Raw genomic sequence first — 23,231 nt, 5'->3', positions numbered from 1 at the left:
GGTTATAACCCCATAACCCCTTGGCCTAAGCGCTCCTCTATAAAAACACCGCGATCGCTGCTCATTCCCTGCAACAGCATTCAGCAGGGAATCGCCCATGAGCTCATCGAACGTTTTCACCTTGTCGCGCCGGCCGCTGGTTCGCCTGTCGCTGGCCCTGGCCCTGGCCGTCGGCGTGCAGGGCGGCGCCAGCGGGGCCCCGCCGGCCGGGGCACAGCAACTGGCCTTCGACATTGCCGCCGGGCCGCTGGACGAGGTGCTGCTGGACATCTCCCGCAAGAGCGGCGTGCCGATCTCCTTCAGCCAGAGCCTGGTGCAGGACAAGCGCAGCCCGGCCATCCGCGGCGTCCTGGGCGGCCGCCAGGCGGTGGACCAGGCCCTGCGCGGCAGCGGCCTGGAGGCGCAGCACAGCGAGCAGGGGCTGACCATCCGCAAGGCCGCGGCCAGTGCCAAGGCCAGCCCCCCGGTCGGCGTGGCGCCGAGCGCTCGCGCGCCCGAGCAACAGTTGGCCAAGGTCACGGTGACCGGCTCGCGCATCGCCCGCGCGCAGTCCGACGGCGCCACCCCGGTGAACGTGATTACCCACCAAGAGATGGAGGCCCGCGGCTACCGCGACGTCTACGACGCCCTGGCGACCCAGACCCAGAACACCGGCATGACCCAGGGCGAGGATTACGGCAACACCTTCCAGCCCGCCGCCAGCGCCCTCAACCTGCGGGGCTGGGGCCCAACCACACACTGGTGCTGATCAACGGCCGACGGGTGGCCGACTACCCGACGGCCTACGGCGGCCAGGTCAACTTCACCAACCTGGCCAATATCCCTTCGGCGGTCATCGACCGCATCGAGGTCCTCAGCCGCGGCGCCTCGGCGATCTATGGCTCCGACGCGATCGCCGGGGTGGTCAATATCATCCTCAAGGAACAGGCCAGCGGCATCGACGTCAACCCGCGCGGCGGCACCAGCTTTCGCGCGCCGGACCTGAACTACATCTATCAGGCCGACACCAATGGCTATACCCCGGACCAGATCGACTACTACGTTGCAGCCAGGGCGTGGAGGGCGCCTGCGATCGCGGGCGGGTGGATTACACCCAGAGCGGCACCGCGGACCTCAAGTCCGAGCGCGGCAAGTCCTGGACCTATGGGTTCGTCTGGTCGCCGTCGCGCAGCTTCGATGTGTCGGTGGATTACTGGCGGGTGCAGATCGAAGACCTGCTGACCACAGTCGACGAGAACCGCTCGCTACAAGCTCAACGACCGCGCCAGCGTCGGCCTGACCGTCAACAACCTGCTGAACCAGGTCAAGCGCGACGACTCCGGCGGCTGGCCGTATTACCCCACCGGCAACTACGACCCCTACGGCCGGCAGTGGTGGCTGGACCTGAGCTACCACTTCGGTGGCTGAACCCCGCCTATTCCTGTAGGAGCGAGCTTGCTCGCGATGGCGTCGTATCTGGCCCACCGCTATCGCGAGCAAGCTCGCTCCTACAAGGGATGACGGCGGGCATAAGCTCAGCATCCAACGGTCTAAACCGGCCTCTATAAAAACCACTGGGCCGTTGCACATCCCTGCATACACCTAATGCAGGGATGGTTGTCCATGAGTCCGTTCGTAACCCGTAGATCCCCTTTGTACCTGGCCTTGCTGGGGATGTTGAATAGCGTGCCGGCCTGGGCCGCGAATACCCCGTTCAACCTGCCCGCCGGACCGTTGGACCAGACCCTGTTGCAGATTTCCCGGCAGACCGGGCTGCCGATTTCCTTCGAGCAGAAACTGGTGGCCGGCCGTTACGCGCCGGCGATCCAGGGCGACCTCGACCAGCGCCAGGCGCTGACCCTGGCCCTGCAAGACAGCGGCCTGAAACCGCGTCAGGATGCCCAGGGCGTGATCATCGCCGCGGATGCCGGCCCGGCCGACGGCGCCCCGGCGTTCGCCGAGCCCATCACCCAGTTGCAGCGGGTGGAAGTGACCGGCACCGCGATCCGCCGGGTGGATGCCGAGACCGCGGTGCCGGTCACCATCCTGCGGGTCGAGCAGCTGCGCGAGCAGGGCGTGACCACCACCGAAGAGCTGATCAACCGGATTTCCGCCAACCAGTCTTCGGTCGGCTCGGGCCGCTCGGTGGGCTCCAGCAGCGGCGGCGCGGCCTTTGCCGACCTGCGCGGGATCGGCCCGAACAAGACCCTGGTGCTGCTCAACGGCCGGCGCCTGAGCAACAACGCGACCAATGCGATCAACGGCTCCGGTGTCGACCTCAACACCATTCCCTTCGCCGCCATCGACCGCGTCGAAGTGCTGCGCGACGGTGCGTCGGCGCTGTACGGCACCGACGCCATCGGCGGGGTGATCAACTTCATCACCAAGCAGAGCCTGACCCGCGGCCAGGTCAGCACCAGCTACGACACCCCGACCCATTCCGGCGGTGGCCAGAGCAAGAACTTCAGCGGCAGCTGGGGCATCGGCGACCTGGAAGACGACCGCTTCAACGTGTTCGGCGTGGTCAGCTACGACAAGCAGGAACGCCTGGCCGCCAAGGATCGCGGCTACACCTACAACTACCAGCCGGGCCGGGGCCTGGACTACACCTCCGGCACCGCCTCGCCGGCCAACTGGAGCCAGGGCGCCAATGCCACCAACCCGCTGGTCGGTTCCGGCTGCAATGCGCCGGGGCTGCTGTCGCGCAACGGCATCTGCCGCCAGAGCCTGTGGAGCTACCTGGACCTGGTGCCGGAAACCGAGAAGACCTCGGCCTTCGCCAAGGCCACCGGCAAGCTCAGCGACGACCACAACGTCAGCCTGGAATACTTCTGGGCGCGCAACGAGAACCGTACCCAGATCGGCCCCGGCACCCTGATGGGCAATCAGGTCAACCCGGGCACGGCGTTCTATCCGGGCAATGGCATCACCCCGGGGCCGAGCGGCTTCGCCCTCGACCCGACGCAACCGGTGGCCGCCAACTGGCGGGAGACCGATGTCGGCGCCCGGCGCCACGAGGACGACAACACCGGCCAGCGCCTGCTGTTGACGTTCGACGGCAGCGCGGCCGGCTGGGACTACAACCTCGGCGCCTCGTACAACCAGAACAAGGTGGTCAACAGTATCCGCAGCGGCTACGTCAACGATGTGGCGGTGTCCGAGGGCATCGCCACGGGCGTGATCAACCCGTTCGGCCCGCAGACCGCGGCGGGCAACGCATTGCTGGCAGCCAACGCGGTGGACGGCGACTACGCCACGGCGGTCGGGCGGGTCAAGGCCATCGACGGCCGGGTCAGCCGCGAAATCGGCGACTGGTTCGGCGCCGGCCCCTCGGCCCTGGCCCTGGGCGGCGAGTACCGCAAGGAAGACTTCCACCAGGATTTCGCCTCGTTCGCCGGCAACGTGCAGAGCCTGGGCGTCGACCCCAACGGCAGCGTGGCGGGCGACCGCAGCGTGCAGGCGCAATACGCCGAGCTCAATGTGCCGGTGCTCGACAGCCTGGAACTGACGGCGGCGATCCGTCACGACAAGTACAGCGACTTCGGCAGCACCACCAACCCCAAGTATTCGTTCCGCTTCCAGCCGTTCAAGGAGCTGGTGCTGCGCGGCGCCTACAGCGAAGGCTTCCGCGCGCCATCGCTGTACGAGCTGTACAACCCGACCTTCACCACCTTCACCAATGCCAACTACAACGACCCGCGGCTGTGCCCCGGCGGCACCCCGGCCAATGGCGGGATCGGCAACCGCGACTGCGCCCAGCAGTTTAACCGCACCACCGGCGGCAGCACCGAGCTGAAGCCGGAAACCGCGCGCAACGTGACCCTGGGGTTCGTCTACCAGCCGTTCGACCGGCTCAACGCCGGGCTGGATTTCTGGTGGATCAAGATCGCCAACCAGATCGCCGAGTTTCCCGAGTCGGCGCCGTTCGACGAGCCCGACCTGTACGCCGACCGGCTGGTGCGCAAGGCCGACGGCTCCATCGATCATGTGGTCACCGGCATGGCCAACCTCGGCAAGCTGAAGACCAGCGGGGTCGACGTCAGCCTCGACTACCGCCTGCCGGCCACGGCCTGGGGCGAATTCGGCCTGGGCCTGCAAGGCACCTACGTCACCCGCTACGACTACCAGCAACAGCTCAAGGGCGAGTACATCGACAAGCTGGGGGATTTTCGCGGCGGCGACTTCGCCTCGGCCGGCGCGGTGGCGCGCTGGCGCCACAGCCTGAACGCGACCTGGAACCTGGGCCCGCTGGGCGCGACCCTGAGCAACCGCTACACCAGCGGCTACCACGACTCCGACCGCGACAGCCACGACCGCGTCGGTTCCTACAACGTCTGGGACCTGGCCGGCACCTACACCTGGCGCCAGGCCCTGGGCGTGACCCTCGGGGTGAAGAACCTGTTCGACCGCGAACCGCCGTTCAGCAACCAGACCTACACCTTCCAGAGCGGCTACGACCCGCGTTATTCGGACCCGTTCGGGCGGACCTTGTACACGCGGCTCAGTTACAACTTCTGAGCCATAGGTGATCGAGGGTCCGGACGCCTTTTAGTAACCAATGGTTCTAAACGCCGCTCTATAAAAATGCCCGCTCAGTTGCACATGACAGGCAGGAGCGGGGCGTTCCGGGTAGATGGATACAGGCTGGGAGCCCGGTGCAGGCTGGACGATCTTTCGCGAGCGAGCTCGCTCCTACAAGTACCCACACCCCTGTAGGAGCGAACTCGCTCGCGATGGCGCCGGTACGGACACCGCCTGTTCAAGAGGCATCACTCCATGCTGTTGCAACGCGCTTTCCCGTTCTGGCTCTGCCTGCTGCTGAGCCCTCAACTGCTGGCCGCCGTGCAGCCGTCGCTGACGGTCTACGGCGAAGCCCCTAAGTACCCCGCCGGTTTCCAGCACTTCGACTACGTCGACCCGGACGCGCCCAAGGGCGGCAGCCTGCGCCGCTCGTCCCTGGAAAGCGGGCCCTTCGACCACCTGATCCCCTACATCGACAAAGGCACCGGCGTGGCCGAGGTCGACGGCTGGCTGTACGCGCCGTTGGCCTATCGTTCCAAGGACGAGCCCTACACGGTGTACGGCCTGGTGGCCGAAGGCCTGGAGCTGGCCGCGGACCGTTCCTGGCTGCGCTTCTACCTCAACCCACGGGCGCGCTTCGACGACGGCAGCCCGATCACCGCCGAGGACGTGCGCTACACCTTCGAGCTGCTGATGACCCAGGGCAGCTTCGTCTACCGCCAGCAGTTCGCCGAGGTTGCCGAGGTGCAGGTCGAGTCGCCGACCCAGGTGCGTTTTCTGTTCAAGAACAGCGACAGCCGCACCTTGCCCCTGGACCTGGCGGTGCTGCCGGTGCTGCCCGAGCATTGGTGGCGCGGGCGCAACTTCGCCGACGGCGGCGGCTTCGAGGCCCCGCTGGGCAGCGGGCCGTACCGGGTGAGCGCGGTGGACGCCGGGCGCAGCGTGGATTTCGAGCGGGTCAAGGACTGGTGGGGGCAGGCGCTGCCGGTGGCGCGCGGGCGCTACAACTTCGACCGGTTGCGGGTGGAGTTCTTCGCCGACACCGACGTGTCGCGGCAGATCCTCAAGGCCGGCGGCTACGACTACAACCGCGAGTTCTCCGCTACCGGCTACACCATCGGCTACGCCGGGGCCGCGCTGGAGCAGGGGCGCCTGGTGCGCGAACACCTGGCGCCGGGGTCGGCCCAGGGTGCCCAGGGCTTTATCTTCAACCTGCAAAAGCCGCTGTTCCAGGACCGCCGCGTACGCCAGGCGCTGGCCCTGCTCTGGGACTTCGAGTGGACCAACCGGCAGATGATGCGCGGCATGTACCTGCGCCAGCAGAGCTTCTTTTCCCACAGCGAACTGGCGGCCCGGGCGCTGCCGGACGCCGAAGAGCTGCGGATTCTCGAACCCTGGCGCGGGCAGGTCCCGGACGAGGTGTTCAGCCAGGTGTTCCAGGCGCCGCTCACCGACGGCAGCGGGATCGTCCGTCCGCAGCAATTGCAGGCTCTGAAGTTGCTGGAGGCGGCGGGCTGGACGCCGCGGGGCGACCAGTTGGTGAACGCTGCCGGCGAGCCGCTGCATTTCACCTTTCTCAATGGCCAGAAAGGCTTCGAGCGCCTGCTGCTGCCGTTCAAGCGCAACTTGGCGCAGATCGGCGTGGGCCTGGATATCCGCCAGGTCGACACCGCGCAGTACACCAACCGGGTGCGCGAGCGCGACTACGACATGATCGTCGCCGCCTACCCGGTGTCCCAGGCGCCGGGGCGCGAGGTGTTCAACTATTTCGGCTCGGTGAGCGCCGATGACCCGGGCTCGAACAACTACATGGCGCTGCGCGACCCGGCGGTGGACGGGCTGTTGGCGGCGCTGGTGCGGGCCGACAGCCGCGCCAGCATGCTGGCCCACGCCCGGGCACTGGATCGGGTGTTGCAGTGGGGCTATTACTGGATTCCCAACTATTACCCGCCGGGGATTTCCACGGTCTGGTGGAACCGCTTCGGCCGCCCGGCCATCGCGCCGTTGTACGACGCCGGGCTCGACACCTGGTGGGAGCTCAGCCCCGAGGCGCTGACCCTGGGCCAGATGCGCCAACGCAACGGGGAGAACTCTCATGCTGGCCTATAGCGCGCGGCGCCTGCTGCTGATCGTGCCGACTTTGCTGTGCATCCTGCTGGTGAATTTTGTCATCGTCCAGGCGGCGCCCGGCGGCCCGGTGGAGCAGGCCATTGCTCGCCTGCAAGGCATCGGCGGCGCCTCGGCGGTGGGCGGCGGGGCGGTGGACACGGTGGGCGGCGAATCCCGCGCCACCCGCGGCCTGGACCCCAGGCTGCTGGCCGATATCGAGCGCCAGTACGGTTTCGACAAACCGGCCGGCGAGCGCCTGTGGCTGCTGCTCAAGAGCTACGCGCAGCTGGATTTCGGCAAGAGTTTTTTCCGTGGCGCCACGGTCACCGAGCTGATCGCGCAGAAGCTGCCGGTGACCTTGTCGCTGGGCCTGTGGGCGACGCTGATCACCTACCTGGTGTCGATCCCCCTGGGCATTCGCAAGGCCGTGCGGAACGGTTCGGCCTTCGATGTCTGGAGCAGCGCGGCAATCGTCATCGGTTATGCGATGCCGGGTTTCCTGTTCGCCCTGCTGCTGATCGTGGTGTTCGGCGGCGGCACGCTGCTGGACTGGTTCCCGGTACGCGGGCTGGTGTCGGAAAACTTCGAGCAACTGAGCGCCGTCGGCAAGCTCGTCGACTATTTCTGGCACCTGGTGCTGCCGGTGACCGCGCTGGTGATCGGCGGCTTCGCCACCTTGACCCTGTTGACCAAGAACAGCTTTCTCAACGAGGTGTCCCGACTGTATGTGGTCACCGCCCGGGCCAAGGGCCTGAGCGAACGCCAGGTGCTGTACGGCCATGTGTTTCGCAACGCCATGCTGCTGGTGGTCGCCGGGTTGCCCCAGGCCCTGGTCAATGTGTTTTTCGGCGGCTCGCTGCTGATCGAGGTGATCTTCTCCCTCGACGGCCTCGGGCGCCTGAGCTACGACGCGGCGGTGTCGCGGGATTACCCGGTGGTGTTCGGTTCGCTGTTCATCTTCACCCTGTTCGGCCTCTTGATAAAACTCGTCGGCGACCTGTGCTACACCCTGGTCGACCCGCGCATCGACTTCAGTGCAAGGAGCGCCTGATGCTGACCCTGTCTCCCCTCGGCGTGCGGCGCTGGCAGCGTTTCAAGTCCCATCGGCGCGGCTGGTGGTCGTTGTGGCTGTTCGGCGCGTTGTTCGCCCTGACCCTGGGCGGCGAGCTGATCGCCAACGACAAGCCGCTGTTGGTGTCGTACCAGGGCCAGTGGTACTTCCCGGCGTTCAAGCGCTACACCGAACAGGAATTCGGCGGCCAGCTGCCATTCCAGCCGGATTACCGCAGCGCCGCGGTGCGCCAGTTGATCGAAGGGCGGGGCGGCTGGTTGCTGTTCGCGCCCATTCCCTTTGCCTTCGACACGGTCAATTACGACCTGACGCAGCCGGCGCCCAGCCCGCCCTCGGCGCAAAACTGGCTGGGCACCGACGACCAGGCCCGGGACGTGCTGGCGCGGACGATCTTCGGCACCCGGGTGTCGCTGCTGTTCGCCTTGGCCCTGACCGCCGCCAGCGCCCTGATCGGCATTGCCGCCGGCGCCCTGCAAGGCTATTACGGCGGCTGGATCGACCTCTTGGGCCAGCGTTTGCAAGAGGTCTGGTCGGGGCTGCCGGTGCTTTATCTGTTGATCATCCTCTCGGGGTTCGTCGAGCCGAACTTCTGGTGGCTGCTAGGGATCATGGCGCTGTTTTCCTGGCTGGCCCTGGTCGACGTGGTGCGCGCCGAGTTCCTGCGCAGCCGCGGCCTGGAGTACGTCAAGGCGGCCCGCGCCCTGGGCGTCGGCGATGCCCAGGTGATCGTGCGGCACATCCTGCCCAATGCCATGAGCGCCACCCTGACGTACCTGCCGTTCATTCTCACCGGCGCCATTTCAACCCTGTCGGCCCTGGATTTCCTCGGCTTCGGCATGCCCGCCGGCAGTGCTTCCCTGGGCGAATTGATCGGCCAGGGCAAAAGCAACTTGCAGGCACCCTGGCTGGGGCTGACGGCGTTTTTCGCCCTGGCGCTGATTCTGTCGTTGCTGGTGTTTATCGGCGAAGCCTGCCGCGACGCCTTCGATCCGAGGCATTGAAATGAGTGAAAAACTGCTTGAACTGCGCGGGCTGCGGGTGGCGTTCCAGGCCGCCGAAGTGGTGCACGGCATCGATCTGGATATCCGCCCCGGCGAGTGCCTGGCGCTGGTCGGCGAGTCCGGCTCGGGCAAATCGGTGACCGCCCACAGCATTCTGCAATTGCTCGACTCGGGCAGCACGCGCATCGCCGGCAGCCTGCGTTATCGGGGCGAAGAGTTGCTCGGCGCGAGCCCCGCGCGCTTGCGCCAGCTGCGCGGCAACCGTATCGCGATGATCTTCCAGGAACCCATGAGTTCGCTGAACCCGCTGCATAACGTGGAGCGGCAGTTGGGGGAGACCCTGCGCCTGCACCGGGGCATGGTCGGCAGCCAGGCGAGCGAACGGATCCTCGAACTGCTGCGTCTGGTCGGTATCACGCAGCCGGAGCAGCGCCTGCGGGCCTATCCCCATCAGTTGTCCGGCGGCCAGCGCCAGCGAGTGATGATCGCCATGGCCCTGGCCTGCGAGCCGGAACTGCTGATCGCCGACGAACCCACCACCGCCCTGGACGTGACGGTGCAACGCAAGATCCTGCTGTTGCTCAAGGACCTGCAACAGCGCCTGGGCATGGCCTTGCTGCTGATCAGCCACGACCTCAACCTGGTGCGCAGCATTGCCCAGCGGGTGGCGGTGATGCGCGCCGGAGACATCGTCGAAACGGCCGACTGCGCCCGGTTGTTCGCCGATCCGCGGCACCCCTACAGCGTCCAGCTGCTGAACGCCGAACCCGGCGGCCAGGCCTTGCGCCGCGGGCCGGGGGAGGTCTTGCTGGCGGTGCAGGGGTTGAAGGTCTGGTTCCGCCAGGGTGGCGGCTGGCTGCGGCCCAGGCGTTACCTCAAGGCGGTGAACGGCATCGACCTGCAATTGCAGCGGGGCAAGACCCTGGGGATCGTCGGCGAGTCGGGTTCGGGCAAGTCGACCCTGGGCCAGGCGATCCTGCGGCTGGTCGAGTCCGAAGGGCACATCCGCTTCGACGGGCAAGCCCTGGAGCGCCTCGACCGCAAACAATTGCAGCCGTTGCGGCGGCAATTGCAGGTGGTGTTCCAGGACCCGTTCGGCAGCCTCAGCCCGCGCCTTAGCGTGCAGCAGATCGTCGCCGAGGGTTTGCGGGTGCACAGTGACCTGGATGCCGGGCAGCGGGAGCAGGCGGTGATCGATGCCTTGCGCGAGGTCGGCCTCGACCCGGCCAGCCGCCATCGTTACCCCCACGAGTTCTCCGGCGGCCAGCGCCAGCGCATCGCCATTGCCCGTGCCCTGGTGCTCAAGCCGCAGTTGATCCTGCTCGACGAGCCGACCTCGGCCCTGGACCGTACCGTGCAGAAACAGGTGGTGGCCCTGTTGCGCCGCTTGCAGCAGGAGCATGGCCTGACGTACCTGTTCATCAGCCACGACCTGGCCGTGGTCCGCGCCCTGGCCCACGACCTGATCGTGATGAAGGACGGCGAGGTGGTGGAGCGCGGGACCACCGACCAGTTGTTCGCGGCGGCGCGCCATCCCTACACCCGCGAGTTGCTGATGGCCTCCAGCGTCGTCGCGGCAACGGCCAGCGGCTCGCTGGAGGCCCGCTGAAAGCCTGTGCCGAAAACGACGAATCCCGCCAGGAGGCGGGATTCGTCGTTGTCAGCGCTCACGCTTCCCTGGGGAAGCGCCGGTCTCAGGCCGGGAACAGTTCGCTGAGCTTCATCGCCAGCATCATGTCGCCTTCGGCGCGCAGCTTGCCGCCCATGAAGGCCTGCATGCCGTCGGTTTCGCCGCTGACGATGCCTTGCAGGGTTTCGCCGTCCATGACCAGGGTGACCTGGGCATCCGGGTTTTCGCCTTCCTTGAGCTCGCAGGTGCTGTCTTTGACGATCAGCGAGAAGTTCTTGGTGTCATCGATACGGAAACCGAAAACCAGGTCCAGGCCGGCAGCGGCAGCTGGGTTGAACTTGGCTTTCATGGCTTGTACGGCGTCGGCTACGGAGGTCATGGTTCGATCCTTTTATGGGGTGGTACAGCAAGGGTCACAGTGATCCGGACTCAACGGAAAGTGATGAGTTCCGGGGCCTTCAGCAGTTGCAAGTGGGCATGACTGTTGAAGGAAGCCAGGGCCACCTCGCGACCGCGGAACTTCAGCTGGTTGAGCGAGGTGTTGACGATTTGCCAATTCAGTTCGAAGGCCTGGGCGGCAGGCATCCGGGTAATCAGGTGGAGCAGGGCGGTGATGGTGCCGCCGGAGGTGAACACGGCGATTTTCTGGGTGCTGTCGGCCTGTTCCAGGATGCGCTGCAGGCCGGCCTGGACGCGTTCGACGAAACCCAGCCAGCTTTCCAGGCCCGGTGGGTCGTAGGTGCCGGCCAGCCAGCGGTCGATGATCAGGGCGAAGATGCGCTGGAATTCACCGCGGTTCTGCGCGGCGTTGCGCAGGGTGTCCACGGCGCCAGGTTCCTCGGACAACATGTCGGGCAACAGGGCGCGGATCACTGCGTCGGCATCGAATTCGTTGAACGCCGAATCGGTTTCCAGGATCGGTGTGGGCAGGCCAGCGGCGCTGAACTGTTCCAGGGCGGTATTGGCGGTGTGCTGCTGGCGGCGCAGGTCGCCGGCCAGGCAGCGATCGAAACTCACCCCCAGTTCGACCAGGTGCTGGCCGAGCACTTCGGCCTGACGGATACCGGTAGTCGAGAGGACGTCGTAGTCGTCCGCACCGAAGGAGGCCTGGCCATGTCGAATCAGATAGATGCTGCCCACGTCCGCGTCATCCCGGCACGTTGAAAGTTTTGCGAGGTTATGAGGATGCCAGTGAGCTGTCAATGAAAAAACATACGCTTGTTTGAAATGCCCGTTAGAGCACCGTAACAACAGGTTTCGCGACTGGCCGACGTCCGGCCGCGTCGGTATGCTGGAGCCCATTCCGCCACGCGTTGGCAGTGCTGCACCTCTTTAAGGAGTCCCTGTGGAGTTTCTCTCCGAGTACGCCAGTTTCCTGGCCAAAACCGTCACCCTGGTCATCGCCATCCTGGTGGTGCTGGTCACCGCTGCCTCCCTGCGCAGCAAAGGTCGGCGCAAGGGCGCCGGGCAATTGCATGTCAGCAAGCTCAACGATTTCTACAAGGGCCTGCGCGAGCGCCTGGAGCAGAGCCTGCTCGACAAGGACCAGCTCAAGGCGCTGCGCAAGTCCCAGGCCAAGGCCGAGAAAAAAACCAGGAAGCAGCCTGAGGAAAAATCCCGGGTGTTCGTGCTGGATTTCAGCGGCGACATCAAGGCTTCGGCCACCGAGGGGCTGCGCCACGAAATCACCGCGCTGCTGAGCCTGGCCACGTCCCAGGACGAAGTGGTGCTGCGCCTGGAAAGCGCCGGGGGCATGGTCCACAGCTATGGGCTGGCCTCCTCGCAACTGGCGCGGATCCGCCAGGCCGGCGTGCCGCTAACGGTGTGCATCGACAAGGTCGCGGCCAGCGGCGGCTACATGATGGCGTGCATCGGCGAGAAGATCATCAGCGCGCCGTTCGCCATTCTCGGCTCGATCGGCGTGGTGGCGCAGTTGCCCAACGTCAATCGCCTGCTGAAAAAACACGACATCGATTTTGAAGTGCTGACCGCCGGTGAGTACAAGCGCACCCTGACCGTGTTCGGCGAAAACACCGAGAAGGGCCGGGAGAAGTTCCAGGAAGACCTGGACATCACCCACCAGCTGTTCAAGAACTTCGTTTCCCGCTACCGGCCGCAGCTGGTCATCGACGAAGTGGCCACCGGCGAAGTCTGGCTGGGCGTCGCGGCGCAGGAGAAACAGCTGGTCGACGAGCTGAAGACCAGCGACGAGTACCTGGCCGAGCGCGCCAAGGACGCCGAGCTGTTCCACCTGCACTACGCCGAGCGCAAGAGCCTGCAGGAGCGGGTCGGGCTGGCGGCCAGCGGTTCGGTCGACCGTGTGCTGCTGACCTGGTGGAGCCGGTTGACCCAGCAACGTTTCTGGTAACGACCTCCTGTAGGAGCGATCTTGCTCGCGATGGCGATCAACGATGACGCGACGGATCTGAAGCACCGCGTTGTCTTGGCGTTTTGATCGCGGGCAAGCTCGCTCCTACAAGGATCACGGGTGTTTTTATGGGGGCGAGGCTGGCCCGCGATGGCGGCCCCCGCCGCCATAAACGGCGGAAACAAAAAAGCCCTGGACCGGTTTCCCGGTCCAGGGCTTTTTGTTGGCGCGGCGCTTAGCGGCGACGGAACAGCGGCAGCGGTTCGTCGGTGGCGGCCTGGTAGGTCACGGAGAAGTCCTTGAGGCTTTCCAGGGCTTCGTACGGGTCCTTGTCGGCGCGCAGGGCGTAGGCGTCGAAACCGCAGCGGCGCAGGTAGAACAGCTGGTCGCGCAGCACGTCGCCGATCGCCCGCAGTTCGCCTTTGAAACCGTAGCGGTCGCGCAGCAGGCGGGCGTTGGAGTAGTTGCGGCCGTCGGTGAAGGCCGGGAAATTCAGGGCGATGACCTGGAAGTGTTGCACGTCATCGCCGATTTCCTCGGCTTCTTCATCGGCGTCCAGCCACACGCCCAGGCCGCCGTCGCGGGCCTTGAGGGCGTGAGCGTGCTCGCGCCACAGGGCCAGCGGCACGATCAGGTCGTCGCAGTTGGAGATGCCGTCGAGGGTCGCGTCCTTGGGCAGCAAGTGCCAGGTTTCGTCGATGACCTCGTTGTTCTTAATGATTCGCTGCATAGACGCGTTCCTTGAAGAGGTCGATGCCAATACGTTGATAGGTGTCGATGAAACGCTCGTCTTCGGTACGTTGCTCCACGTACACATCGATCAGCTTCGAGATCACGTCGGGCATGTCGTCCTGGGCGAAGGACGGGCCGAGGATCTTGCCCAGGCTGGCGTCGCGGCTGGCGCTGCCACCCAGGGAGACCTGGTAGAACTCTTCGCCTTTCTTGTCCACGCCGAGGATGCCGATGTGGCCCACGTGGTGGTGGCCGCAGGCGTTCATGCACCCGGAGATGTTCAGGTCCAGTTCGCCGATGTCGAACAGGTAGTCCAGGTCGTCGAAACGACGCTGGATGGATTCGGCGATCGGGATCGACTTGGCGTTGGCCAGCGAGCAGAAGTCGCCGCCCGGGCAGCAGATGATGTCGGTCAGCAGGCCGATGTTCGGCGTGGCGAAGCCTTGCTCGCGCAGCTCGCCCCACAGGGTGAACAGCTGGCTCTGCTCGACGTCGGCGAGAATCACGTTCTGCTCGTGGGACGTGCGCAACTGGCCGAAGCTGTAGCGGTCGGCCAGGTCGGCGATGCTGTCCAGCTGCTTGTCGGTGACGTCGCCCGGGGCCACGCCGGTAGGTTTGAGCGACAGGGTCACGGCGACATAACCCGGCTTCTTGTGGGCCAGGGTGTTGCGCACGCGCCAGCGGGCAAAGCCTGCATGTTGCCGGTCGAGTTCGGCCAGTTCGGCGTCCTGGTTGCCCAGGGTCTTGTAGTCCGGGTCGACGAAGTGCTTGGCCACGCGGTGTACTTCGGCATCGGTCAGGGTGGTCTGGCCGCCGCGCAGGTGGGTCATTTCCGCCTCGACCTTCTCGGCGAACACTTCCGGCGTCAGCGCCTTGACCAGGATCTTGATCCGCGCCTTGTATTTGTTGTCGCGCCGGCCGTAGCGGTTGTAGACCCGCAGGATGGCGTCGAGGTAGCTCAACAGGTCCCGCCACGGCAGGAACTCGTTGATGAACGCGCCGATCACCGGGGTGCGGCCCAGGCCGCCACCGACCAGGACGCGGAAGCCCAGTTCGCCGGCGGCGTTATGCACCGGCTCCAGGCCGATGTCGTGGACTTCGATGGCTGCGCGGTCCGCGGTCGAGCCATTGACGGCGATCTTGAACTTGCGCGGCAGGTAGGCGAATTCGGGGTGGAAGGTAGTCCACTGACGGACGATCTCGCACCAGGGGCGCGGGTCGATCAGCTCATCCGCGGCGACGCCGGCGAACTGGTCGGTGGTGACGTTGCGCAGGCAGTTGCCGCTGGTCTGGATGGCGTGCATCTGCACGGTTGCCAGCTCGGCCAGGATGTCCGGGATGTCTTCCAGCGCCGGCCAGTTGAACTGCACGTTCTGCCGGGTACTGATGTGGGCGTAACCCTTGTCGTAGTCGCGAGCGATCTTGGCCATCATCCGAACTTGCCGCGACGTCAGTTGGCCATAAGGCACCGCGACCCGCAGCATCGGGGCGAAACGTTGGATATAGAGCCCATTCTGCAAGCGCAGAGGGCGGAATTCTTCTTCGCTCAGCTCGCCTGCCAGATAGCGTCGGGTCTGATCACGGAACTGCTTGACGCGGTCCTCGATGATCCGCTGATCGTACTCGTCGTATACGTACATATAGATCCTGTTCTCAGGCTTATCAGGTGACGCAGAGGCGGATGTCACCCAAGAAATTCGCGCGCACGGCCGCGCACTCCCAACGGAGCGGGGGGAAGATACCAGTTTGCAGTTATGCGCAAAAGTGATGTTTGAGTATATGCAAAGAACCAAAACGACTAACGGTATCCGCCCGGTTCAAACCCACATTTGTGGTGAGGGCAATCCTCGACTTAACTGTGCTCGAGTCTTTGTGCAATCACCGATAAAACCGACAAGAGGCGATGCTATGGGCAATACAACCAAAGCAAGGAAAAGCGACAGCAGTGTCGATGCTTGGGCCATTCTCTTCCTGATCATTCTGGTGGTGGGAACGGCGGTGTTCTGGGTCAGTCATCAATAGCTGCCGGCAATCGATGAACAGAGTCCGAATTGTCAGAGGGAAATGACGATTTGCCGGTCGTGGCCAGTATTTTGCCAGTTATACTGCAGGGCAATATTCCGGGACTCTGGTCGCAATGTTCAAGGTGTTAGGTAGATGTCTGCTGGTACCGCTGCTGGTGCTGGGCGCACCGCTCTGGTCCGCGGCCCATGCCACGTCGGTGGTCTTCCTCAATCCGGGCATTTCGACCGAGACCTTCTGGGTCGGTTATTCGCAGTTCATGCAGGCCGCCGCCACTGACCTCGGCCTGGATCTGCGTGTGCGTTATTCGCAGCGCGACTCGCAGACGACCCTGCGCCAGGCTCGGGAAATCCTCCAAGGCCCGGACCGGCCAGACTACCTGGTGGTGGTCAACGAAGAATATATCGCGCCGGAACTCCTGCGCCTGTCACGGGGCAGTGGGGTCAAGCTGTTCTTCGTCAGCAGCGCCCTGACCGCCGACCAGCGGCGCCTGCTGAGCGAGCGCCAGGATCGTTACCCCGACTGGGTCGGCAGCATGATCGCCAACGACGAAGAAGCCGGTTACCAGATGCTCAAGGAGCTGATGCGCCGTCACGGCCCGCCCGCCCCAGGGCAAGTCGTCGAACTGTTGGCGTTCTCGGGCGTGAAGAACACTCCAGTGGCGCAATTTCGCGAACAAGGCCTGCAACGGGCGCTGGCCGAGCACCCCGAGGTGCGGCTGCGGCAACTGGTGTACGGCGAGTGGAATCGCCAGCGCGCTTTCGACCAGGCCCAGCAATTGTTCAAGCGGTATCCGCAGACACAGTTGGTCTGGTCGGCCAACGACGAAATGGCCCTGGGCGCGATGGCGGCGCTGGAGCAGCAAGGGCGGCAACCGGGCAAGGATGTGCTGTTCAGCGGCCTGAACAGTTCGCCGACAGCCTTGCAGGCGCTGATCGACGGGCGCCTGACGGTGCTGGTGGCCGGGCATTTCAGCGTCGGTGGCTGGGCGATGGTGGTGCTCGCGGACGACGCCCGCGGGCTCAACCCCGTGGCCCATGGTGGCCCGGACTGGCAGTTGGGCGTGTTCCAACTGCTGGACACGGCCCAGGCGCGACGCCTGCTGGAGCTGCAGGGCTCGCAGCGATTCGGCGTGGACTTTCGCGGCTTGTCGGTCCAGGGCAAGCCGGCCGACTATCGCTATCCCTTCTCGCTGAAGCTGTTGCTGCCCTGACAGCGCTTCAGATTCCCGCCAGGTGCAGCACCAGCTTGACGATGCCGAACAGGGTCAAGGCGAATACCGCGGTGAACAGAATGCCCAGGATCACGAAGTGGCTGGGTTTGCCGTGGGTGAAATCGCGCTTGCGGTTCTTGCCGCTCTGCACGCCGAACGCGGCGGCGGCGACGCTGTGCAGCATCTGCCAGAAGGTCGGCGGCTTGTCGTTGATGGGGTCGTCCATAAATCCCTCGACACGGGTGGGTGTGCAGAGAGCATAGCCAATCAAACATCCTGTAGGAGCGAGCGTGCTCGCGATCAAAACGTCGAGACGACGCGGTTCTGCAGATTTACCGCGTGATCATTGGCGTTTATCGCGAGCACGCTCGCTCCTACAGGGAGGTACGGCGCTTAGTTGTCGTAGCCCAGGTTCGGCGCCAGCCAGCGCTCGCTCACGGCCAGGTCCTGGCCCTTGCGCGCGGTGTAGCTGTTCACTTGATCCTTGTCGATCTTGCCGACGGCGAAGTACTGCGCCTGCGGATGGGCGAAATACCAGCCGCTGACCGCCGCCGCCGGGAACATCGCGAAGTGTTCGGTGAGGAACACGCCGCTGCGCCCGGCCTTGCCTTCGGAGGCTTCAGGGTCGAGCAGGGCGAACAGGGTGCTTTTCTCGGTGTGGTCCGGGCAGGCCGGATAACCCGGGGCAGGGCGGATGCCGCTGTACTGCTCCTTGATCAGCGCCTCGTTGTCCAGCACCTCGTCCTTGGCGTAACCCCAGTATTCCTTGCGCACCTGCTGGTGCAGCCACTCGGCGCAGGCCTCGGCCAGGCGGTCGGCCAGGGCCTTGACCATGATCGAGTTGTAGTCGTCGCCCTTGTCCTGGTAGGCCTTGGCCACTTCCTCGGCGCCGATCCCGGCGGTGGTGATGAAACCGCCGACGTAGTCGGTCACGCCGCTGTCTTTGGGCGCGACGAAGTCGGCCAGGGAGAAGTTCGGCTTGCCGTCGGTCTTGATGGTCTGCTGGCGCAGGTGATGCAAGCGGGCCAGGGGCTTGCCGTCGTCGCCATAGACTTCCAGGTCGTCGTCCTGCACCTGGTTGGCCGGCCAGAAACCGAACACCGCGCGGGCGCTGATCAGCTTCTCGTCGATCAGTTTGTCGAGCATTTCCCGGGCGTCCTGGTACAGCGCGGTGGCGGCTTCGCCCACCACTTCGTCTTCGAGGATGCGCGGGAACTTGCCGGCCAGGTCCCAGGAAATGAAAAACGGCGTCCAGTCGATGTACTCGGCCAGGACCTTGAGGTCGATGTTGTCCAGCACCCGGGCACCGGTGAAGGTCGGCTTGACCGGCTGGTAGTCGGCCCAGTCGAACTGCGGCTTCTTGGCGATGGCCGCGGCATAGCTCAGGCGCTCGGTGCGGGCGCTGCGGTTGGCGGTGCGCTCGCGCACTTCCACGTATTCTTCGCGGGTCTTCTCGACGAAGCCGGCCTTGAGTTCCTTGGACAGCAACTGGGTGGCCACGCCCACGGCGCGCGAGGCGTCGGTGACGTAGACCACCGCATCGTTGTTGTACTTGGGCTCGATCTTCACCGCGGTGTGCGCCTTGGACGTGGTGGCGCCACCGATCATCAGCGGCAGGTGGAAATCCTGGCGCTGCATTTCCCGGGCGACGTGGACCATCTCATCCAGCGACGGGGTGATCAGGCCGGACAGGCCGATGATGTCGCACCTCTGTTCCTTGGCCACCTGCAGGATCTTCTCCGCCGGCACCATCACGCCGAGGTCGACGATGTCGTAGCCGTTGCAGCCCAGGACCACGCCGACGATGTTCTTGCCGATGTCGTGCACGTCGCCCTTGACCGTGGCCATGAGGATCTTGCCCTTGGCCTCGGGCTTGTCGCCTTTCTCCAGTTCGATGAACGGTATCAGGTGCGCCACCGCCTGCTTCATCACGCGGGCCGATTTCACCACCTGGGGCAGGAACATTTTGCCGGCGCCGAACAGGTCGCCGACGATGTTCATGCCGGCCATCAGCGGGCCTTCGATCACTTCGATCGGACGGGCGAAGGACAGCCGCGACTCTTCGGTGTCTTCGACGATGTGCGTGGTGATGCCTTTGACCAGGGCGTGCTCCAGGCGCTTGTTGACCTCCCAGCCGCGCCACTCTTCGGTCTCGGCTTCCTTGACGCTGCCGTCGCCGCGGTACTTGTCGGCGATGGCGAGGAGGGCGTCGGTGCCTTCCGGCGTGCGGTTGAGGATCACGTCTTCCACGGCGTCGCGCAGCTCTTGCGGGATCTGGTCGTAGATCTCCAGCTGGCCGGCGTTGACGATGCCCATGGTCAGGCCGTTGCGGATCGCGTACAGCAGGAACACCGAGTGGATCGCCTCGCGCACCGGGTTGTTGCCGCGGAACGAGAACGACACGTTGGACACGCCGCCGGAGCTCAGCGCATGGGGCAGCTCGTCGCGGATATAGGCGCAGGCGTTGATGAAGTCCACCGCGTAGTTGTTGTGCTCCTCGATGCCGGTGGCGACGGCGAAGATGTTCGGGTCGAAGATGATGTCTTCCGGCGGGAAGCCGACGTCGTTGACCAGGATGTCGTAGGAGCGCTTGCAGATTTCCTTCTTGCGCGCCTCGGTGTCGGCCTGGCCGGTTTCGTCGAAGGCCATCACCACCACCGCGGCGCCGTAGCGCTTGCACAGCTTGGCGTGATGAATGAACTGCTCGACGCCTTCCTTCATGCTGATGGAGTTGACGATGCCCTTGCCCTGGATGCACTTGAGGCCGGCTTCGATCACCTCCCACTTGGAGGAGTCGATCATGATCGGGACGCGGGAGATATCCGGCTCGCCGGCGATCAGGTTGAGGAAGGTCACCATGGCCTTCTTCGAGTCCAGCATGCCTTCGTCCATGTTGATGTCGATCACCTGGGCGCCGGCCTCGACCTGCTGCAGGGCGACTTCCAGGGCCTCGGTGTAGTTCTCTTCGCGGATCAGGCGGGCGAACTTGGCGGAACCGGTGATGTTGGTCCGTTCGCCGACGTTGACGAACAACGACTGGCGATCGATGGTGAACGGCTCCAGGCCCGACAGGCGGCAGGCCTTGGGGATGTCGGGAATCTGCCGCGGCGCGTAACCGGCCACGGCCTTGGCGATGGCCTCGATGTGCCCCGGGGTGGTGCCGCAGCAGCCGCCGACGATATTCAGGAAGCCGCTCTGGGCGAACTCCTCGATGACCTTGGCGGTTTGCGCCGGCAGTTCGTCGTATTCGCCGAATTCGTTGGGCAGGCCGGCGTTGGGGTGCGCGGAAACGTGGGTGCTGGCCTTGTTCGACAGCTCTTCCAGGTACGGACGCAGTTCGCTGGCGCCGAGGGCGCAGTTCAGGCCGACGGAAATCGGCTTGGCGTGGGCCACCGAGTTCCAGAAGGCTTCGGTGGTCTGGCCCGACAGGGTACGGCCGGAGGCGTCGGTGATGGTGCCGGAGATCATGATCGGCAGCTCGAAGCCCAGTTCTTCGTACACGCCCTGCACGGCGAAGATCGCCGCCTTGGCGTTGAGGGTGTCGAAGATGGTTTCGATCAGGATCAGGTCGGCGCCGCCCTCGATCAGGCCCTTGGTGGCCTCGGTGTAGTTCTCCACCAGCTCGTCGAAGGTGACGTTGCGGTAGCCCGGGTTGTTGACGTCCGGCGACAGCGAGCAAGTGCGGCTGGTCGGGCCCAGCACGCCGGCGACGAAGCGCGGCTTGTCCGGGGTCTCCAGGGTCTTGGCGTCCGCGATCTTGCGTGCCAGGCGCGCGCCTTCGACGTTGAGCTCGTAGACCAGCGCCTCCATGCCGTAGTCGGCCATGGAAATCTGTGTGGCGTTGAAGGTGTTGGTCTCGAGGATGTCGGCGCCGGCGTCCAGGTAGGCCTTCTCGATGCCGCCGATCACGTCCGGGCGGGTCAGCACCAGCAGGTCGTTGTTGCCCTTGACGTCGCTCGGCCAGTCGGCGAAACGCTTGCCGCGGTAGTCCTGTTCCTCGAGCTTGTAGCTCTGGATCATGGTGCCCATGCCGCCGTCGAGAATCAGGATGCGCTCTTTGAGGGCTTGCTGAAGGGCGTGGAGGCGCGTGCTGCGATCGGACATGAAAGACTACCTGGGAGGGCGATTACGAAGGGCGAGGATCATAGCAAACCTGTGCGCTTTTAGAGCATGCGGCGGTTTTTCATGAATATCGCTCATGTTGGTCAGGGTGCTGGCCCGGTAGAATCGGCGGATTTTCTGAAGGATTGGACCAGGGACATGTCTTACCGCGTCGTCATCGGCAGTGCGCTGCTGCTTTTAAGTTCGCTTGCCAGCGCCCAGGGGGCTGCCCCGGCGATCTCCTATACCCGCGATGTCCAGCCGATCTTCACCGAGAAATGCGTGGCCTGCCATGCCTGCTACGACTCCGCCTGCCAGCTCAACCTGGGCAGCGGCGAGGGCGCGGCGCGCGGCGCCTCGAAGACCCCGGTGTACGACGGCGAGCGGAGCAAGGCAGAGGCTCCGACCCGATTGTTCTACGACGCCTTCGGCAAGCATGCCTGGCAGGCCAAGGGGTTCTATTCGGTGCTCGACGCCCAGGGCAGCCAGGCGGCGCTGATGGCGCGGATGCTGGAGCTGGGCCACAAGACCCCGCTGCAACCCAACGCCAAGCTGCCGGACGATATCGTCCTGGGCCTCGGCCGCGAGAACATGTGCGCGCAACCGGTTGAATTCGACGGTTATGCCGGCGCCCATCCGCGCGAAGGCATGCCGCTGGCGGTGACCGGCCTGACCGATCAGCAATACCAGACCCTGCAACGCTGGCTGGCGTCCGGTGCGCCGATCGACGAGCAGGGCCTGGCGCCGAGCGCCAAGGAAGCGATGCAGGTGCTGCAATGGGAAAACCTGCTCAATGCCCCCGGCGCCCGGGAAAGCCTGGTAGCGCGCTGGTTGTTCGAGCACTGGTTCCTGGCCCATATCTATTTCGAGGGCGGCGAGCCGGGGCATTTCTTCCAGTGGGTGCGTTCGCGCACGCCCAGCGGCCAGCCGATCGACCTGATCAACACCCGCCGACCCAACGACGACCCGGGCACTCAGGTGTATTACCGCCTGTGGCCGGTGCAGGGGGTGATCGTGCACAAGACCCACATCACCTACCCGCTGAGCGCGGCGAAGATGGCGCGGGTCAAGACCCTGTTCTACAGCGGCGATTATCAAGTCACCGCGTTGCCGGGTTATGGCCCGGGACGTCGCGCCAACCCGTTCGAGACCTTCGAGGCGATTCCGGCTCGGGCCCGCTACCAGTTCATGCTGGATAACGCCGAGTACTTCGTACGTACCTTTATCCGCGGCCCGGTGTGCCGCGGGCAGATCGCCACCGACGTGATCCGCGACAATTTCTGGGCGCTGTTCCAGGCCCCGGAGCATGACCTGTACATCACTGATCCGGCCTACCGCGGCCAGGCCACGCCGTTGCTGGCCATGCCCGGGCAGAACGACGATGTCGGCAGCGTGCTGAGCCTGTGGCTGGCCTATCGCGACAAACGCAACGAATACGAGGTCCTGCGCCGCGACTCCTACGCCGACGCCCCGGCGCCGAGCTGGTCGACCCTGTGGGCGGGCAACGACAATGCGTTGCTGAGCATTTTCCGCCACTTCGACAGCGCTTCGGTGACCAAGGGCCTGATCGGCGAAGTACCGCAGACCCTGTGGCTGTTCGACTACCCGCTGCTGGAGCGTACCTATTATCAGCTGGCGGTGAATTTCGACGTGTTCGGCAACGTCTCGCACCAGGCGCAGACCCGCCTGTACTTCGACCTGATCCGCAACGGCGCCGAGCAGAACTTCCTGCGCCTGATGCCCGCCGGCACCCGCGAGGACTTCCTCGACGACTGGTACCAGAACAGCGGCAAATTCAAGATGTGGCTGGACTACGAGTCTATCGATGACAGCAAGTCCAGCGCCCTGGTGCTGGATGAAAAGGACCCGAAACGGGATTTTGCCAACCAGCTGCTGAGCCGCTACGGCGACCTCAATGCGCGGCCCGACCCGATCAACCGCTGCGACGGCGCCTACTGTTCGCGGCCGAACATCGACCCGGCGCTGCAGAACGCCGAACAGGCCCTCAGCCGCCTGGTGGCGCGGCCAGCGGCGGGCATGCGAGTGATCGACCTGCTGCCGGAGGCGACCATGCTGCGTATCCAGGCGCCGAGCGGCAAGCGGGTGTTCTACAGCATGCTGCGCAACCGCGCCCACAGTAACGTGGCGTTCCTGCTGGGCGAATCGCTGCGCTACCAGCCGGGCCTGGACACCCTGACCATCTACCCGGGCGTGCTCAGCAGCTACCCGAACTTCATGTTCAACATTCCCGCCGAACAGGTGCCGGATTTCGTCGCCCAGATGGAAAACGCCAAGGACGCCAAGCGCTTCGAGAAGATCGTCGAGCGTTGGGGGATTCGCCGCAGCCATCCGCAGTTCTGGCAATACTTCCATGACCAGACCCAGTTCATTCTCGAAACCGATCCGAAAGAGGCGGGGGTACTGGACATGAACCGCTACGAGAACCTCTGAAAACACCCTGTGTGCCTTGAAATTCCGGGTCG

Annotated in this window: 15 protein-coding genes and 1 pseudogene; 10 read left to right on the top strand and 6 right to left on the bottom strand. The window is 64.9% G+C overall.

The features are described from left to right. Positions 1-97 precede the first annotated feature (97 nt). The 7 genes and pseudogenes from BTN82_RS31905 to BTN82_RS17845 all read left to right on the top strand — a co-directional run. A pseudogene (locus BTN82_RS31905) lies at positions 98-1,026 on the top strand (TonB-dependent receptor plug domain-containing protein); the annotation flags it as partial. 29 nt (positions 1,027-1,055) lie between these two features. Then, the gene (locus tag BTN82_RS31900) at positions 1,056-1,547 is read left to right on the top strand and encodes a TonB-dependent receptor (protein ID WP_410002824.1); all 492 of its coding nucleotides are present in this window, start codon (positions 1,056-1,058) and stop codon (positions 1,545-1,547) included. Between the two features lie 55 nt (positions 1,548-1,602). Further along, positions 1,603-4,497 (top strand): TonB-dependent receptor, encoded by a 2,895-nt coding sequence (locus BTN82_RS17865; protein ID WP_081375492.1) that lies wholly within the window; start codon positions 1,603-1,605, stop codon positions 4,495-4,497. Between the two features lie 258 nt (positions 4,498-4,755). Then, a complete protein-coding gene (locus BTN82_RS17860) occupies positions 4,756-6,609 on the top strand; it encodes an extracellular solute-binding protein (RefSeq protein WP_075120441.1) in 1,854 nt (617 codons plus the stop codon). Next, positions 6,596-7,660, top strand: a complete 1,065-nt coding sequence (locus BTN82_RS17855) for a microcin C ABC transporter permease YejB (protein WP_075120440.1) — start codon at positions 6,596-6,598, stop codon at positions 7,658-7,660. The genes BTN82_RS17860 and BTN82_RS17855 overlap by 14 nt, the downstream gene beginning before the upstream one ends. Further along, entirely contained in the window at positions 7,660-8,682 is a 1,023-nt protein-coding gene (locus tag BTN82_RS17850; RefSeq protein WP_075120439.1) for an ABC transporter permease, read from the top strand. The genes BTN82_RS17855 and BTN82_RS17850 overlap by 1 nt, the downstream gene beginning before the upstream one ends. A gap of 1 nt (position 8,683) precedes the next feature. Further along, positions 8,684-10,291 carry an ABC transporter ATP-binding protein gene (locus BTN82_RS17845; protein ID WP_075120438.1) on the top strand — a complete coding sequence of 536 codons (1,608 nt, stop codon included), beginning with the start codon at positions 8,684-8,686 and terminating at the stop codon, positions 10,289-10,291. A gap of 85 nt (positions 10,292-10,376) precedes the next feature. Here BTN82_RS17845 and BTN82_RS17840 read toward each other — a convergent pair whose 3' ends face one another. Together BTN82_RS17840 and BTN82_RS17835 are read right to left on the bottom strand one after the other, a co-directional pair. Next, the gene (locus BTN82_RS17840) at positions 10,377-10,691 is read right to left on the bottom strand and encodes an SCP2 sterol-binding domain-containing protein (RefSeq protein WP_007921837.1); all 315 of its coding nucleotides are present in this window, start codon (positions 10,689-10,691) and stop codon (positions 10,377-10,379) included. Positions 10,692-10,741: 50 nt separating this feature from the next. Next, on the bottom strand, positions 10,742-11,452 hold the full coding sequence (locus tag BTN82_RS17835; protein ID WP_075120437.1) for a histidine phosphatase family protein: 711 nt from the start codon (positions 11,450-11,452) through the stop codon (positions 10,742-10,744). Between the two features lie 205 nt (positions 11,453-11,657). Between BTN82_RS17835 and sohB the strand changes: the two genes are divergently transcribed. Continuing rightward, positions 11,658-12,680, top strand: a complete 1,023-nt coding sequence (sohB, locus tag BTN82_RS17830; RefSeq protein ID WP_075120436.1) for a protease SohB — start codon at positions 11,658-11,660, stop codon at positions 12,678-12,680. 235 nt (positions 12,681-12,915) lie between these two features. Here sohB and BTN82_RS17825 read toward each other — a convergent pair whose 3' ends face one another. Both BTN82_RS17825 and BTN82_RS17820 read right to left on the bottom strand, forming a co-directional pair. Next, a complete protein-coding gene (locus tag BTN82_RS17825) occupies positions 12,916-13,410 on the bottom strand; it encodes a DUF934 domain-containing protein (RefSeq protein ID WP_007921840.1) in 495 nt (164 codons plus the stop codon). Then, complete coding sequence (locus BTN82_RS17820; protein ID WP_075120435.1) at positions 13,394-15,052, bottom strand: nitrite/sulfite reductase; 1,659 nt, start codon at positions 15,050-15,052, stop codon at positions 13,394-13,396. Before BTN82_RS17820 ends, BTN82_RS17825 begins: the two co-directional genes overlap by 17 nt. A gap of 497 nt (positions 15,053-15,549) precedes the next feature. Here BTN82_RS17820 and BTN82_RS17815 point away from each other — a divergent pair, with 497 nt between their 5' ends. Then, positions 15,550-16,647 carry an ABC transporter substrate-binding protein gene (locus BTN82_RS17815; protein WP_075120434.1) on the top strand — a complete coding sequence of 366 codons (1,098 nt, stop codon included), beginning with the start codon at positions 15,550-15,552 and terminating at the stop codon, positions 16,645-16,647. A gap of 7 nt (positions 16,648-16,654) precedes the next feature. Here BTN82_RS17815 and BTN82_RS17810 read toward each other — a convergent pair whose 3' ends face one another. Both BTN82_RS17810 and metH read right to left on the bottom strand, forming a co-directional pair. After that, the gene (locus BTN82_RS17810) at positions 16,655-16,873 is read right to left on the bottom strand and encodes a DUF2970 domain-containing protein (protein ID WP_044463769.1); all 219 of its coding nucleotides are present in this window, start codon (positions 16,871-16,873) and stop codon (positions 16,655-16,657) included. A 167-nt stretch (positions 16,874-17,040) separates the two neighbouring features. Then, a complete protein-coding gene (gene metH / locus BTN82_RS17805) occupies positions 17,041-20,751 on the bottom strand; it encodes a methionine synthase (protein ID WP_075120433.1) in 3,711 nt (1,236 codons plus the stop codon). Between the two features lie 156 nt (positions 20,752-20,907). Between metH and BTN82_RS17800 the strand changes: the two genes are divergently transcribed. Further along, positions 20,908-23,199, top strand: coding sequence for a fatty acid cis/trans isomerase (locus BTN82_RS17800; RefSeq protein WP_075120432.1), 2,292 nt, complete (start codon positions 20,908-20,910; stop codon positions 23,197-23,199). The last annotated feature ends 32 nt before the right edge of the window (positions 23,200-23,231 follow it).

Source organism: Pseudomonas chlororaphis (genome assembly GCF_001921865.1).
Lineage (GTDB): Bacteria > Pseudomonadota > Gammaproteobacteria > Pseudomonadales > Pseudomonadaceae > Aquipseudomonas > Aquipseudomonas chlororaphis_D.
The sequence above is the reverse complement of the archived record's forward strand: the minus strand, read 5'-3'. Positions and strand labels throughout refer to the sequence as shown.

What these genes read in the sequence shown, in the direction of transcription:
- BTN82_RS17865 (WP_081375492.1), top strand. Translation starts at nt 1,603, where the DNA reads ATGAGTCCGTTCGTAACCCGTAGATCCCCTTTGTACCTGGCCTTGCTG.
- BTN82_RS17860 (WP_075120441.1), top strand. Translation starts at nt 4,756, where the DNA reads ATGCTGTTGCAACGCGCTTTCCCGTTCTGGCTCTGCCTGCTGCTGAGC.
- BTN82_RS17855 (WP_075120440.1), top strand. Translation starts at nt 6,596, where the DNA reads ATGCTGGCCTATAGCGCGCGGCGCCTGCTGCTGATCGTGCCGACTTTG.
- BTN82_RS17850 (WP_075120439.1), top strand. Translation starts at nt 7,660, where the DNA reads ATGCTGACCCTGTCTCCCCTCGGCGTGCGGCGCTGGCAGCGTTTCAAG.
- BTN82_RS17845 (WP_075120438.1), top strand. Translation starts at nt 8,684, where the DNA reads ATGAGTGAAAAACTGCTTGAACTGCGCGGGCTGCGGGTGGCGTTCCAG.
- BTN82_RS17840 (WP_007921837.1), bottom strand. Translation starts at nt 10,691, where the DNA reads ATGACCTCCGTAGCCGACGCCGTACAAGCCATGAAAGCCAAGTTCAAC.
- BTN82_RS17825 (WP_007921840.1), bottom strand. Translation starts at nt 13,410, where the DNA reads ATGCAGCGAATCATTAAGAACAACGAGGTCATCGACGAAACCTGGCAC.
- BTN82_RS17820 (WP_075120435.1), bottom strand. Translation starts at nt 15,052, where the DNA reads ATGTACGTATACGACGAGTACGATCAGCGGATCATCGAGGACCGCGTC.
- BTN82_RS17815 (WP_075120434.1), top strand. Translation starts at nt 15,550, where the DNA reads ATGTTCAAGGTGTTAGGTAGATGTCTGCTGGTACCGCTGCTGGTGCTG.
- BTN82_RS17810 (WP_044463769.1), bottom strand. Translation starts at nt 16,873, where the DNA reads ATGGACGACCCCATCAACGACAAGCCGCCGACCTTCTGGCAGATGCTG.
- metH (WP_075120433.1), bottom strand. Translation starts at nt 20,751, where the DNA reads ATGTCCGATCGCAGCACGCGCCTCCACGCCCTTCAGCAAGCCCTCAAA.
- BTN82_RS17800 (WP_075120432.1), top strand. Translation starts at nt 20,908, where the DNA reads ATGTCTTACCGCGTCGTCATCGGCAGTGCGCTGCTGCTTTTAAGTTCG.